This window comes from Myroides phaeus, from assembly GCF_900099675.1.
GTDB lineage: Bacteria > Bacteroidota > Bacteroidia > Flavobacteriales > Flavobacteriaceae > Flavobacterium > Flavobacterium phaeum.
Genome location: NZ_FNDQ01000001.1, coordinates 140,795 through 156,157, shown reverse-complemented (window position 1 = coordinate 156,157; position 15,363 = coordinate 140,795). Strand labels below are relative to the sequence as shown.

At 29.7% G+C, this 15,363-nt stretch carries 12 protein-coding genes; 9 read left to right on the top strand and 3 right to left on the bottom strand.

Going from position 1 to position 15,363, the window contains the following annotated elements; translation table 11 throughout:
- Nucleotides 1-27: 27 nt before the first annotated feature.
- The 4 genes from BLT46_RS00640 (at nucleotide 28) to BLT46_RS00625 (ending at nucleotide 2,783) form a co-directional block, all read left to right on the top strand.
- Entirely contained in the window at nucleotides 28-1,710 is a 1,683-nt protein-coding gene (locus BLT46_RS00640) for a glutamine--tRNA ligase/YqeY domain fusion protein (protein ID WP_090404635.1), read from the top strand.
- Nucleotides 1,711-1,818: 108 nt separating this feature from the next.
- Nucleotides 1,819-2,160, top strand: a complete 342-nt coding sequence (locus tag BLT46_RS00635; protein WP_090404632.1) for a YtxH domain-containing protein — start codon at nucleotides 1,819-1,821, stop codon at nucleotides 2,158-2,160.
- A 15-nt stretch (nucleotides 2,161-2,175) separates the two neighbouring features.
- A complete protein-coding gene (locus tag BLT46_RS00630) occupies nucleotides 2,176-2,526 on the top strand; it encodes a phage holin family protein (protein ID WP_090404629.1) in 351 nt (116 codons plus the stop codon).
- An 11-nt stretch (nucleotides 2,527-2,537) separates the two neighbouring features.
- Entirely contained in the window at nucleotides 2,538-2,783 is a 246-nt protein-coding gene (locus BLT46_RS00625) for a DUF6327 family protein (protein WP_090404624.1), read from the top strand.
- A gap of 58 nt (nucleotides 2,784-2,841) precedes the next feature.
- Here the strand turns inward: BLT46_RS00625 and BLT46_RS00620 are convergent, their stop codons facing one another.
- From BLT46_RS00620 to gltX, 3 genes are all read right to left on the bottom strand, one after another.
- Nucleotides 2,842-3,822: an SPFH domain-containing protein gene (locus tag BLT46_RS00620; protein ID WP_090404621.1), complete on the bottom strand. Its 981-nt coding sequence runs from the start codon at nucleotides 3,820-3,822 to the stop codon at nucleotides 2,842-2,844.
- A 74-nt stretch (nucleotides 3,823-3,896) separates the two neighbouring features.
- On the bottom strand, nucleotides 3,897-4,412 hold the full coding sequence (locus BLT46_RS00615) for a hypothetical protein (protein WP_090404618.1): 516 nt from the start codon (nucleotides 4,410-4,412) through the stop codon (nucleotides 3,897-3,899).
- A gap of 130 nt (nucleotides 4,413-4,542) precedes the next feature.
- A complete protein-coding gene (gene gltX, locus BLT46_RS00610; RefSeq protein ID WP_090404615.1) occupies nucleotides 4,543-6,057 on the bottom strand; it encodes a glutamate--tRNA ligase in 1,515 nt (504 codons plus the stop codon).
- A gap of 2,488 nt (nucleotides 6,058-8,545) precedes the next feature.
- Between gltX and ybeY the strand changes: the two genes are divergently transcribed.
- The 5 genes from ybeY to BLT46_RS00585 all read left to right on the top strand — a co-directional run bounded on the left by ybeY (nucleotide 8,546) and on the right by BLT46_RS00585 (nucleotide 15,325).
- The gene (gene ybeY / locus BLT46_RS00605; protein WP_090404612.1) at nucleotides 8,546-8,965 is read left to right on the top strand and encodes an rRNA maturation RNase YbeY; all 420 of its coding nucleotides are present in this window, start codon (nucleotides 8,546-8,548) and stop codon (nucleotides 8,963-8,965) included.
- A gap of 37 nt (nucleotides 8,966-9,002) precedes the next feature.
- Nucleotides 9,003-10,880, top strand: coding sequence for a tRNA uridine-5-carboxymethylaminomethyl(34) synthesis enzyme MnmG (mnmG, locus tag BLT46_RS00600; protein WP_176770708.1), 1,878 nt, complete (start codon nucleotides 9,003-9,005; stop codon nucleotides 10,878-10,880).
- 357 nt (nucleotides 10,881-11,237) lie between these two features.
- A complete protein-coding gene (locus BLT46_RS00595; protein ID WP_090404610.1) occupies nucleotides 11,238-12,089 on the top strand; it encodes a class I SAM-dependent methyltransferase in 852 nt (283 codons plus the stop codon).
- Between the two features lie 252 nt (nucleotides 12,090-12,341).
- Nucleotides 12,342-12,938, top strand: a complete 597-nt coding sequence (locus BLT46_RS00590; protein ID WP_090404607.1) for an OmpH/Skp family outer membrane protein — start codon at nucleotides 12,342-12,344, stop codon at nucleotides 12,936-12,938.
- A 95-nt stretch (nucleotides 12,939-13,033) separates the two neighbouring features.
- A complete protein-coding gene (locus BLT46_RS00585) occupies nucleotides 13,034-15,325 on the top strand; it encodes a helix-turn-helix domain-containing protein (RefSeq protein WP_090404604.1) in 2,292 nt (763 codons plus the stop codon).
- The last annotated feature ends 38 nt before the right edge of the window (nucleotides 15,326-15,363 follow it).

Below are 15,363 nucleotides of genomic sequence, written 5' to 3'. Positions count from 1 at the left end.
ACCTTTGTAGTTATAATAAATATTTCCATGTCAACAAAAGAGAAATCATTAAACTTTATTGAGCAGATCATTGAAGAAGATCTTAAAAATGGTTTGCCAACAGAAAAACTTCATTTCCGTTTTCCGCCAGAACCTAATGGGTACTTACACATTGGACACGCGAGTTCTATTTGTTTAAACTTTGGATTAGGGTTAAAGTACAATGCGCCAGTAAACTTGCGTTTTGACGATACTAACCCTTCAAAAGAAGAACAGGAATTTGTTGACGCAATCAAACATGACGTAGAATGGCTTGGATTTGAATGGGCAAATGAAGTATATGCATCAGATTATTTCCAACAGTTATATGATTGGACTATACAAATGATTAAGGACGGAAAAGCCTATGTTGATAGCCAAACTTCTGAAGTAATGGCACAACAAAAAGGTACTCCAACTACAGCAGGTGTAGATAGTCCATATAGAAATCGTTCTGTAGAAGAAAACCTTGATTTATTCGAAAGAATGAAAAATGGTGAATTCGAAGAAGGAGAGCACATTTTAAGAGCTAAAATTGATATGGCTCATAAAAATATGTTGATGCGTGATCCTATTATGTATAGAATCATCAAGAAATCACATCACCGTACTAAAAATGATTGGTGTATCTATCCGATGTATGATTGGGCACACGGAGAGAGTGATTACATTGAAAGTATCTCACATTCTTTCTGTACGTTAGAATTCTTACCTCATAGAGAGCTTTACGACTGGTTCTTAGACCAAGTAGTAGTTCCAGAGAATATTAGACCTAAACAGAGAGAATTTGCTCGTAGAAACTTATCGCATACCGTAGTTAGTAAACGTAAATTAGCAAGACTTGTAGCGGAAGGACACGTAACAGGATGGGATGATCCACGTATGTCAACAATTTCTGGATTGAGAAGAAGAGGTTATACTCCTACTTCAATTAGAAATTATGCTGATACAATCGGAATTGCTAAGCGTGATAACTTAATCGATGTTTCTCTGCTAGAATTCTGTGTTAGAGAAGATTTAAATAAAATTGCACCACGTGTAATGGCTGTTCTTGATCCTGTTAAATTAGTTATTACTAACTATGCTGAAGGACAAGAAGAATGGTTAGAAGCTGAAAATAATCCAGAAGAGGAAGTAATGACTTATAGAAAAGTTCCTTTCTCAAGAGAAATTTACATCGAAAGAGAAGATTTCAAAGAAGAAGCAAATAGCAAATTCTTTAGATTAACTCTTGGTAAAGAAGTTCGCTTAAAAAATGCTTATATCATTAAAGGAGAAAGTGTAGTGAAAGACGAAGAAGGAAACATCTTAGAAATTCATGCAACATACGATCCAGAGAGTAGAAGTGGAAGTGGAACAGAAGCAAGTAAAAGAAAAGTAAAAGGAACTATTCACTGGGTATCTGTACCACATGCAATAGAAGCAGAAGTTAGAATCTATGATCGTTTATTTACAGATGAAAATCCTGATGGGAATAAAGATGTAGATTTCTTAGACTTTGTAAATCCAAATTCTTTAGAAATAGTAAAAGGTTATTTAGAGCCAAGCTTAAGCACAGCAAAAGATGGTGATAAATTCCAATTCCAAAGACTTGGTTATTTCTGTGTAGATAAAGAAAGTAAAGAAAATGCCTTAGTTTTCAATAAAACAGTAGGATTAAGAGATACTTGGAACAAGATAGAACAGAAGTAATTTTTAGTACTTAAAGATAAATAAGCAAGACGCTTTAACTTAATATTAACAGTTAAAGCGTCTTTTTTTTATAAATTTATAGTATTAATCATATAAAAAATAATTGTTATGTCAGATCGTTTAGGAAATACAGTAGTAGCACTACTTGCAGGTGCAGTAGTAGGAGCAGGTTTAGGAATTTTATTTGCTCCAGCAGAAGGAAAAAAAACACGTAAAAAAATCAAAAAAACATTTGATGATTCTAAAGATGATTTAAATGAAAAAATTGATGAATTAAAAAAACAAGTTCGCGATACAGTTTCTAAGAAAAAACATGATCTTGAAGAAGGATTAGAAGGCTTTATGTCTACTACAGGAAAGAAAAGAGATGAAGTTATTTCAACTTTAGAAAAGAAGTTAGCTGAATTAAAAACTCAAGCTAATGAGGCTGTAGAAAACGCAAAAAAATAATCTTATTTAATTATAATGGCATTCGAGGAAATTAAAGATAACATAGATGATATAAAAGTTGATTCTGAAGAGTTTTTACGTTCAAGTATGAACTATTATCGCCTATGGGGATTTAAGGTAACTGCAAAAGCAGGGAGCATTTTTATGACCTTACTTTTAGTAGGCCTATTTATAATGATCGCAGTATTATTCTTCTCCTTGTCTGCTGCTTTTGCTATTGGGGAATGCTTAGATAGCAGACCAATTGGGTTTTTAATTGTTGGAGTTGTGTATTTATTAATTACATTACTTGCCTATTTATTTAGAAAACAATTGGTAGAAAAGCCTCTAATTAAAAAATTGTCGGAAATAATATTTAATGATTAAATCATTGTCTAATGAGAAAAGCATATACTTCTTTTGAGGAAATAAATCAAGACTTACGCATTTTACGCGTCAAGAGAAATTTACATTACCAAAAGGTGTTTCAATCTGTTGACAATATTAAAGATGAATTAACTCCGGATAGATTAGTTAGAAATACTTTTGGTTCTGTAGCAAACTATATTAAAAGTTCTGGAAATATTCAAGCTTTCCTTATTACTGCAGCATTAAAATTCTTTTTCAACAGAAAGAGAAAGTAAAAAATAAAACAAAAAAGCTCTCAAATAGTATTTGAGAGCTTTTTTTATTGGTTTTAGATTAGTCTATTTCGTCGTAATCTGTTTCATTAGACAAATCCTTAGATTCGTATTTTTTATTGCTTAAATCGCTTGTTTTTACGTTTGAGCCAGTCATTTCATTTATTTTACTGCTTGCAGCAAAAGAAGCAACCATATTAGTAAGCATATCTGTTGCAACTGTTGGAGCATTAGGTAGTAAGATTAAATTCGATTTAGAATCAGAACCTACTGATTGTAAAGTATCATAGTGTTGAGTTACTACAATAAGTGCTGAAGCTTCTTGTGAGTTGATACCAACTTTGTTCAAAATATCAACACTTTCAACAAGTCCTTGAGCAATCTCTCTTCTTTGATCTGCAATACCTTGACCTTGTAAACGTTTAGATTCTGCTTCCGCTTTAGCCTTTGCAACAATTCTAATTCTACTTGCTTCCGCTTCATATTCTGCAGCAACTTTTTCTCTATCTGCAGCATTAATACGGTTCATCGCATTTTTAACTTGAATATCTGGATCAATATCAGTTATTAAAGTATTGATAATATCATATCCGTAGGTAGTCATTGCTTCATTTAATTCAGCTTTAACAGCTACGGCAATATTGTCCTTTCTTTCAAAAACATCGTCTAAAATTAATTTAGGAACTTCTGCACGTACAACATCAAAAACATAAGACGTAATCTGATCATGTGGATATTCAAGCTTATAAAAAGCATCGTATACTCGATCAGGGATTACTTTAAATTGTACAGAAACCTTTAATTTGACAAATACGTTGTCCTTTGTCTTAGTTTCAATCAATACATCTAACTGTTGTATTCTTAAATTAACAACACCCGAAATTCTATCAACTAAAGGTATTTTTAATTGTAGGCCTGAATGCCTAATGCTATTAAATTTACCAAAACGCTCAATAATTACAGCTGATTGCTGTTTTACGGTAAAGAAACCTAAAAACAAAAGAGCAACAGCTACAACAACAATAATTAAAGTTGGAGTCATAAGTATATTTTTAAAATATTTTTGTTAAAATACACTTTTCTAAGAACAGAAAAAAATAATAATATTTTTATTATTTATTTTTCTAAGCTTATTTTTAAATGTAATAACTTTAAAGTAATAGGATCTACATTTACTATCTGAGGATATAGCTTTTCAATAATAGGCATAATCTCAATAACAGGAATTGCAAAAACAAGGTTATTAGCTGATTTTTTTAATAAAACGGCCTTTACTTCTAAACCGTTTTCTAAAGTAAAAATTAATTCTCCTAAGCGATGATTCCACTTAAACTTATTTATTTTAAGCTGACAATCTGAACTGTTTTGATTAAAAGTACCTGTAAAGTTCTTTTCAAAACGCAGAATATCCGATTTACAATTTGGTTGATTAGGATAGGGAGTAGAAAAAACAGGTGCACCAACTAAAGGTTTTACCTCAATTGATTTTGGAGTCCAATCTCCAATTAAATGTTTTTGAACAAAAGCAATCCATTCTTTTTCAATTTTTCCTTCTGTGCTATTATCATCATTAGAACATGAATAAAATAGTGAAAAAACACATATTAATAGCAATACACTTAATCGTCTCATTTCTTTATAATTAACTTTTGAATAAAATTACTAATTTATTCCTCAACAATTATAATTCCAAAATGATATATTATTTGAAGATTGTATTTTGAATGAAAAAAAGGTCTGAGTTTTACTCAGACCTTTTATATTAAGCATTTTTCTGTACTGCTGTTTGAATTCGTTTGATAGTCTCTGCTTTACCAATCATTTCAATAATCTCAAAAAGATCTGGTCCTTTAACAGCTCCTACAAGACTTAATCGCAACGGTTGCATAACTTTCCCCATTCCAATTTCTTGTTTTGTAATCCAATCTTTTACTTCTGTTTCGATTGACTTGGCATCAAAATCATTAATTCCTTCTAGTACTTCTGCTACATTCATCATTATAGATGAAGTATCTTCTTTCCAGTTTTTTAGTGCTTTAGCATCGTATTCTGTTGGAGCAACGAAGAAGAAATCACTTAACTCGTAAAAGTCAGTAACAAAAGTAGCTCGCTCTTTAATCGTAGCAACTACTTTAGTAACATATTCTTTCTCAGCCTGAATTCCTTTTTCATTCAAAATTACAGAATAAGCATCAGCTAAATCAGTATCCTCTTGTAATTTTAAATAGTGTTGGTTAAACCATTTATTCTTTTCAGGATCAAATTTTGCTCCTGCTTTATGAACTCTATTTAAGTCGAATTTCTCAACTAATTCAGCTAAAGAAAAAATCTCTTGGTCTGTTCCATCATTCCATCCTAATAAAGCAAGGAAGTTGATAACCGTTTCTGGATAAAAACCTTTTTCTCTATACCCAGATGATTTTTCTCCTGACAAAGGATCAACCCAATCAAGAGGGAATACAGGGAAACCTAATTTATCACCATCACGTTTAGACAATTTTCCATTACCAACTGGTTTTAAAATCAATGGTAAGTGCGCAAATTTAGGAGCTTCCCAACCAAACGCTTTGTATAATAACTCGTGAAGTGGAAGAGAAGGTAACCATTCTTCACCGCGAATAACATGAGATGTTTCCATTAAATGGTCATCCACAATATTTGCTAAGTGATATGTAGGCATTCCATCACTTTTATATAAAACTTTATCATCTAATAAACTTGTTTCAAACTTGATATCCCCACGGATTAAATCCTTTAATTCTAAAGTCTCACCTACAGGAGTTTTAAAACGAATAACAAAAGGTTCGCCATTTGCAATTAAATTATCTACTTCTTCTTTACTTAAGTTTAAAGAAGTTTTTAATTGCTCACGATTACTATGATTATAGATAAAAGTCTTTCCTTCACTTTCTGCTTGTTTACGTAAAGCATCTAAATCTTCTGCTGAATCAAACGCATAGTATGCCCATCCATTAGCAATTAATTGGTTTGCATATTGCTCATATAATTCTTTACGCTCACTTTGTCTATATGGTCCAAATTTTTCATTTTTCCCTATAGTTTCATCTGGAGAAATCCCAAGCCATTCTAATGCTTCAAGGATATATGCTTCAGCTCCTGGAACAAATCTATTTTGATCTGTATCCTCAATTCTGATATAAAAAACTCCATTGTTTTTTTTAGCAAATAAATAATTAAACAATGCAGTTCTTACTCCACCAATATGTAATGGTCCTGTAGGACTTGGTGCAAAACGCACGCGAACTTGATTAGCCATTTTATAATAAAATTTTTTACAAAGATAATACTAACTATATTTTTCCTTATATGTTTTAGTAATAAAAGTACCTCCTTCAATTACATACTTCCTGACAAACTTACTTTAAGTACCAAATAACACTTAATAATTAGCCTAATAAAACTATTCACTCAATAACAAGCTCATAGAAAAAATACTCTATATATAAGAGTCAAAATAATCGTTACTTATTTCTAAAATACTATATATCAATGGTTATAACTTTTTGTTATGAGTTAATATATTGTAATTCAATGCAATTAAATTATTAAACCACATTTAAGTCAACAAAATATTTACTAACAAAACATCTACCTTAATCACTGTATTTCAATAAGTTATGACAATCTTTATTTTACATAAATTTTATCGTACGAAACACTACAGGTAAAAAAATGATTTAATCCCATAGAATCATATTCAGTATTATTAAGATAACTACTATATATACTATCTAACTATTGTAAAAATAAAATATGACAACTACAAAGCATTCTTTTAATAAGCACCTAAGAATGCGCTAAACCAAAATTCTTAATGCTAATCACAAAAGAATCAATTTACAGAAACTTGAAAAATAAAAGGCTACTGACTATAAAATCATATTCAATTGATAATCAATATCATAACAACAATAGAGCCCATTGTTAATAAAGAAAGTTAAAATCCTGTAATTCAAGTAGATAATAATTCACCGATTCTGTTGATAACTATGGAAAGAATTCAATAACTATTTTTTGCATATTCAAGATAATTTACAATACTATGTTGATAACCATATTTCCAAATTTATTTTCTAAATTCTATTGTTGACATATCAATACTCAAAAATAGGGTTATCAACAGTTTTACACACCCTCACTTATCGAAAAAACACTGTTGATAATGAAAAAACTGATTGTTGATAACCTATTTAGACTATTTATTTCTAAGTAGTTACAAAATGATAAGATGTTGATAAGTATTAATAATTGAAATTAAAGAATTTATTGAGAAAAGTTATTGTACATATTAACAGACAATATAATAGAAAAAGATTTTTTTTAAATTATTAATTTTCTTTTATTAATCTATAATGATGTTAATAACGTTGATAACTCAATTTTTTTAAATGTTGTTTTTTGATTGAAGTAAGTATTGTTTGTAATGTTCCACGACGAACATTTTTTATTTTAGAAAGACGAGATATTTTCGATATTTAAGTTTGTTTAATATATCTGGTCAGATATGAAATTTATATGGAGCTATTTTTTCGTAGTACTTTTTTAGGACTCTCTATATTTTCGATATTTCATTTTGTTTAATATATCTGGTCAGATATGAAAATTACATAGAGTATTTTTTTTGAAGCATTATTTTTGCGATATTCCATAATTTGAGTATTTTAATTTTTTCTGATCAGTCGTTCAGATATGAAAATTATATAGACTTATTTTTTCATAGTACTTTTTTAGGACTCTCGATATTTTTGATATTTTGTTTTTTTCTGATCAGTCGTTCTGATATGAAAATTATATAGACTTATTTTTTCGTAGCAATTTTTTAGCAATGCTCCGTAATTTGAATATTTTAATTTTTTCTGATCAGATGTTCAGATATGAAAATTATATAGACTTATTTTTTCGTAGCAATTTTTTAAGTGTTCTCCATAATTTGAATATTCTAATTTTTTCTGATCAGTCGTTCAGATATGAAAATTATATAGACTTATTTTTTCATAGTACTTTTTTAGGACTCTCGATATTTTTGATATTTTGTTTTTTTCTGATCAGTCGTTCTGATATGAAAATTATATAGACTTATTTTTTCGTAGCAATTTTTTAAGTGTTCTCCATAATTTGAATATTCTAATTTTTTCTGATCAGTCGTTCAGATATGAAAATTATATAGAGTTATGTTTTCGTTGTACTTTTTATAGTACTCTCCATATTTCTGATATTTATTTTTTCTTATTAGATGTTTAGATATGAAAATTATACTGTTTACTTTAAACTGTTTTTAAGTGCTTTTTATTTTTAGAATAGAAAGTGTTGAGTAAAACATAGTGAAGTTATTTTGATTGTATATAAGAGTAGGTGAGTGTTATTATCTATTAATGCAGTAGTAGTAGTAATGGGATAGTTTTTTTAAAATTATAATATCTTAATTTTTAATTGTATTTTTGTGACAGTTGATTTTTTGGAATTTCAAATTTTTGGATATTCTAAAATAATTTTATTTTTTTAGTAATTATCCAATATTTGAGCTCCTTTTTATTTATATAGTAGCCTTCACAATTGAATATTTAAAATATTTTAAAGTTTGATTTTAAATATGATAAAATCTGATCATTAGTTTTAAAGTGTGAGATTAAACTTTGAATCTCACTAATTTATATTTTTAAAAATATTATTTTTTGTGAGCAAATTAAGTTTACTTTTTATTTTTCATTGTACCTTTGCTCGTATTATATTTTAGATAGAAAAACATGATTTCATTTAACTACGAGTCTGATTTTCAATTAGATAACGAAAATCTGTATGAAGAATGGATTGAATCCATTATTACTTCAGAAGGTTTTTATCTGGGAGAGATTAGTTATATTTTCTGTGATGATGAGTATTTACATAATATTAATGTAGAATATTTAGATCATGACACTCTTACTGATATTATTAGTTTTGATTATACTGAGGGTAAAATTATTTCTGGTGATATATTCTTATCAGTGGAAAGGGTGCGAGATAATGCAAAAGATTTTAACGTTGAGTTTAGCACAGAGCTTTTAAGAGTGATGTGTCATGGTATATTGCATTACTGTGGTTATAAGGATAAGACGGATGAGGATTCTAAACTTATGCGTTCAAAAGAAGAAGAAAAAATGGCTATGTTCCACGTGGAACAATAGTATTTATATTTATTAATTTAATGTTTCACGTGGAACAATGAGTATATTTCAAGATACATATGATGTTATAGTTGTAGGAGGAGGGCATGCTGGTTCAGAAGCTGCTGCTGCTGCTGCAAATATGGGATCAAAGACTCTATTGATTACAATGAGTTTACAAAATATTGCACAAATGTCTTGTAATCCTGCTATGGGAGGAATTGCAAAAGGACAAATTGTTCGTGAGATTGATGCTTTGGGTGGTTACTCAGGTATTGTTTCTGACAAGACTGCAATACAATTTAAAATGCTGAATAAATCTAAAGGTCCTGCTATGTGGTCGCCAAGGGTTCAGTCTGATCGTATGAGATTTGCTGAGTTATGGCGATTAATGTTAGAAGGAACACCAAATTTAGATTTTTATCAAGATATGGTTCGTTCATTGATTATAAAAAACGAACGTATTGAAGGAGTAGTTACGAATCTTGGTATTGAGATAAAAGCTAAAACAGTTATTCTAACTAATGGTACTTTCTTAAATGGTTTGATTCACATTGGAGAAAAACAATTTGGTGGTGGAAGAGCAGGAGAGAGTGCTGCATATGGAATTACAGAAGATCTTGTTAAAGCAGGTTTTGTTTCTGGTAGAATGAAGACTGGAACTCCTCCAAGAGTAGATGGTCGTTCTTTAGATTATACTAAAATGGAAGCGCAACCTGGAGATGAGAATCCTGCGAAGTTTTCTTATTTAGATGTTACAAAACCATTAGTTGAACAGAGAGATTGTCATATGACTTATACTTCTCCTTTGGTTCACGAGTTATTAAGAGAAGGGTTTGATCGTTCTCCAATGTTTACAGGTAGAATAAAAAGTATAGGACCACGTTATTGTCCTTCTATTGAAGATAAGATTAATCGTTTTGCTGATAAAGATAGACATCAAATTTTCGTAGAACCAGAAGGATGGAATACATGTGAAATATATGTAAATGGTTTCTCTACTTCTTTACCAGAAGAGGTTCAGATAAAAGCATTACGTTCAGTAGCAGGATTTGAAAACGCAAAGATATTTAGACCTGGGTATGCCATAGAGTATGATTATTTTCCACCCACACAGTTGAAACATACTTTAGAAACTAAGCTTGTAGATGGATTATTTTTTGCTGGACAGATCAATGGTACAACTGGATATGAAGAGGCAGCTGCGCAAGGATTAATGGCGGGTATGAATGCCCATTTGAAAGTTAATGGTAAGGAACCTTTTATCTTAAGAAGAGATGAAGCTTATATTGGAGTTTTAATTGACGACTTAATTACTAAAGGAACTGAAGAACCGTATAGAATGTTTACTTCAAGAGCTGAGTATAGAACTTTACTTCGTCAAGATAACGCTGACTTTAGATTAACACCTAAGAGTTTTGAACTTGGTTTAGCCACTGAAGAGCGTCTAAGAAGAATGGAATTTAAACGGGAAGAATCAGAGAACTTCGTTCAATTCTTTAAAGAAACGAGTGTGAAAACTGAAGAGGCAAATCCTATTTTAGAGGAGAAAGGGTCTTCTTTAATGAGTCAACCTGATAAGATGTTTAAAGTTTTCTCTCGTCCTCAAATAGAATTAGGCGATATATTGAAGTTTAAAAAAGTAAAAGAATATATTGAAGAGCATGATTTAGATCAAGAGATTTTAGAACAAGCAGAGATTCAAGTTAAATATTCTGGCTATATTGAGAAGGAAAAATCTAATGCAGATAAGTTAACTAGGTTAGAAGATGTTAAGATTCCAAACAATTTTGATTACGATAAAATAGTATCATTATCCTTTGAATCAAGAGAAAAATTGAAAAAGATTAAACCTATTACAATTTCTCAGGCTTCACGTATTAGTGGTGTAACACCAACCGATATTTCTATTTTATTAATACATATGGGAAGATAAAATCTTATTATATAGTAAAGGGTGTTCCACGTGGAACACCCTTTTTTTATTTCTATTCGTTTCAAAAGAAAACTATCTTTACTTCGTTTTCTATAAATTGTAATTGTAGTTATCCAATATAAATGCTGTAATTATGGTAGCAATCTTTTATAGAATTAAAGGTAGTTTTTTATATTCTATAGGATATCTTTTCTATACTTCATTTTACCTTTTTATATATAGACTGTCTTTTAATATTTGATTTAAAAACAGAAAGTTTGATGAAGTAATATTCTTATCTAAATAGAGAATAATAATATTAAAACTTAAATATGGCATTATCTTGATTATATTTGTTGATGTTTTAAAACTTGAAAAATGCAGATAGAATCCAATATTAAATTTTTAGAAGTAGAAGATTATTCCGTCTCTAATGAAAAATTTGAACTGTATTTAGATCCATCTTATCATCTATTAAAAACAATTCCTCAACCTAAATCTGAAGAGTTAGGAAAATATTATGAGAGTGAAAATTATATTTCACATACAGATAAGAAGACTACCCTTTTTGAAAAAGTATATCAAACTATCAAAAGAAAGGCTATTCAAAATAAATTGAATTTATTAGAATCTATAAAAGAGTCTAAAGGAAACCTTTTAGATATAGGATGTGGAACTGGTGATTTTTTAGCAGCAGCTAAAAATAGAAATTGGAATGTACTAGGTTATGAACCAAATTTGGGTGCAAGAAAATTAGCTGAAGAGAAGGGAGTATCAATTGTAGAAGATACAAAAAGTATTGAAGAGGGGACATTAGATATTATTACTTTATGGCATGTTTTTGAACATGTACCCGATTTAGAAAATCAAATAAAAGAACTTTATAGATTATTAAAGCCGAACGGTATTTTAATAATAGCTGTTCCTAATTATAAATCTTACGATGCTCAATATTATGGAAAGCATTGGGCAGCTTATGATGTTCCACGACATCTATGGCATTTTTCTCAACAATCAATTCCTTTATTATTTAATCCTTTCGGATTTATTTTACAGGATACTTATCCAATGCTATTTGATAGTTTTTATGTTTCTCTTTTATCTGAAGAAATTAAACACGGAAAAAAGAATTGGTTAAAAGCTTTTTCAGTTGGATTGAAGTCAAATATTGAAGCAAGACGTAATTTAGAATATTCTTCTTTAATTTATTCCTTAAAGAAAACAATTTAGTTTTTGCAAGTTAATTTAGAGTTTAAAAAGAGTAAATTACTAATTAGAGTGATTTTAAGACTACAATGTATCTGTTTGTATAGAATATGAGTCTGTTTTTTTATTACTGTCTTAAATCGCTTTAAAATAGATTGTTTTAGATATAGAACATTGATTAAAAAATATATATCTATAGGATTTGTTTATAGTTAAAATAATTATATAATACTTTAAAAGTTTTATTACTTTTACAAGAGGTTTAAAAAATCGAAAATGAAAAAAACAATTTTAATGTTAGGGTTCGCAGGATTATTATTTTCTTGCAACAATAATTCAAATGCTGCTGTTGAATTTAAAACGGCTTATGTAGATTCGTCTAAACTGATGAAAGAATACGAAGAAGTAAAAGACGTAGAATCTAAATATAAAATTCAATCTGAAGAAAAAGGTAAAAGTTTAGAAGCAGATATCGCTAAGTTCCAACAAGAAGTTCAAAGCTTCCAAGCTAATGCTCGTCAAAAAGGTCAGGCGTGGGCAGAACAAAAAGCAGCTGAATTACAAAAGAAAGAACAACAATTACAATATCAACAACAAGCAATGGTTCAATCTCTACAAATGGAGAGTGGACAAGAAATTGATTCTGTTGTAAAGAAAGTAAAAGAATATATTGCTGAATACGCTAAAAAGAACAATTTAGATTATGTATTCAACACAGAAGAAGCTTCTACAGTTATTTATGGAAAAGAGCAGTATGATATTACTGAATCTATCTTAAAAGAGCTTAACGCTAAATATAAGGGTACATCAGCAGCAACTAAGATTGATGAACCTGCAACTCCTGCTACGGAGAAAAAAGAAGAAACTAAATAGCAGTTTTATATAATTAAAAAAATCCTATGCAATTGCATGGGATTTTTTTGTTTTAGAATTATTTATTTGTTGTATTTTGTAAAAAAATATCAGAAATGAATAACTTTTCAGAAGAAGCAAAATTTGTTTTACAGTTCATTAATGAGACAAATAGATCTATTTTCTTAACAGGAAAAGCGGGTACAGGGAAGACTACTTTATTAAAAGAAATCATACAAACCACCCATAAAAACGCTGTTATTGTTGCTCCTACTGGAATTGCAGCATTAAATGCAGGGGGTGTAACGATACATTCCTTTTTTCATTTACCATTCGCAGCTTTTGTTCCAGATACGAAGAATCCACCCATTTTTACAGACAATATAAAGTTTGAAAATAAGCTTTCTCTAAAGCGCCATATGCGTATGAGTAGAGTCCGTAAAGCGTTGTTTTTGAACATGGATTTATTAGTTATTGATGAAGTTAGTATGCTTCGTGCTGATGTTTTAGACGCAATGAATTTTATGCTACAAAGCATAAGAAAGAATCCACAACCTTTTGGTGGTGTACAAGTCCTTTTTATTGGCGATTTACTACAATTACCACCAGTTGTCAAGCAAGCTGAATGGGATGTTTTACAACGTTATTATGGAGGAGTATTTTTTTTCCATTCAGAAGTAGTGCGACAATTTCCTCCCTTGTACATTGAACTTGATAAAGTCTTTAGACAATCTGATCAAGAGTTTATTCAGATATTAAATAACTTAAGAAATAATCAAGTAACAACTCAAGATGTTCAATTGCTAAACAAGTTTATCAAAACTGATTTTGATATTAAGAATAATCCTGGATATATTACTTTAACTACTCATAATACTAAAGCAGACAAAATTAATAAAGATGCTTTAGATGGCATTGACAAAAAAGAGTTTGTATTTAAGCCAGATGTTGTTGGTGATTTTCCTGAAAAACTATTTCCATTAGAAGCTAATATGAGCTTAAAAGTGGGGGCACAAGTTATATTTATAAAGAATGATATTTCTCCTGAAAAGCGATTTTACAATGGAAAAATGGGGATTGTCAAATCACTATCAAACAATGAAATTTTTGTTCATTTTCCAGAAGAAAATGAAACAATAGAAGTTGAAAAATACGAGTGGGAGAATATAAAATATACTGTAGATCCTAATACAAAAGAAATTGTTGAAGAGGTATTAGGTACGTTTACACATTATCCATTAAAGTTGGCTTGGGCAATAACAGTACATAAAAGTCAAGGACTTACTTTTGACAAAGCTGTGCTTGATGTATCAAGCGTTTTCTTACCCGGACAAGCATACGTTGCTTTATCAAGATTAAGGTCGTTAGATGGCTTAGTTTTACTCTCTCCCATTCAAATGAATGGTTTAGTTAATGATGAAGAAGTAATGAGCTATGCAAATAATAAAGCCACTGTAGATAGATTGACACAAGAATTGCAATTAGCAACCAAAGATTTCCTTAGAAACTTTTTAATTGATACCTATTCTTGGTTTAATCTTGGTACGCTTTGGCATGCTCATATACATACTTATGATGCAGAAACAGACCGTAGTAAAAAGAATTCTTTTAAGCCGTGGGCAATTAAAACTACCAAAAGTTTAAATGAGATGCTTATTCATTCAGAGAAGTTTGTTCATCAATTAAGATGTCTATTTAATGAAGAGAATTTTAGGTTTGCCCATGTAAAAGAAAGAGTTAATAAAGCTTATCAGTACTTTTTTCCAATGATGGATCATCTTGTTTTTGAGTTACTTTTTAATATTGCTCAAGTTAAGGGAAAAAGACAATTAAAAGGTTTTTATGAAGAATTAGTTGTTTTAGAAGACGCTTTATTAAAGCAAGTTATTCAGATGAAAAAGGCTGAAAAAATGTTACAACTCTTAGAAGAAGGTAAGAAGATTTCTAAAGAAAATTTACGTTCATTAGAAATAAGTGAATACAAAATTAATCACTTAGTTAATATTGCTAATATACTTAAAGATACTCAATTAGATTTAGATGAAGACGATGATGTGAGTAAATATTCCTCAACAAAAAAAGGAGAGAAGAAGGAAAAAAAGAAATCTACCACTGCAATTACTTTAGAGTACTGGAAGCAAAAGAAAAGTATAGAAGAGATTGCTGAAATCAGAAAATTGGTTCCCACGACTATCTATTCTCATTTAGGTAAACTGGTAGGAGATGGTTTGATTCAACTTGATGAGATACTTCCTAAAGACAAAATAAATGAGTTAGAACAACTATTTATTACTTTTAAGGACAAACCTTTATCAGAAATTAAAGCGACAGTAGAAGACTTGTATTCTTGGGAAGAATTAAAGTTATTTCAACGTGCAAAAGAAGCTTTGAAAGATAGTGAGGAATAATAGCACAATTTGAATAACTAAGACTATCAAAGTAAAAT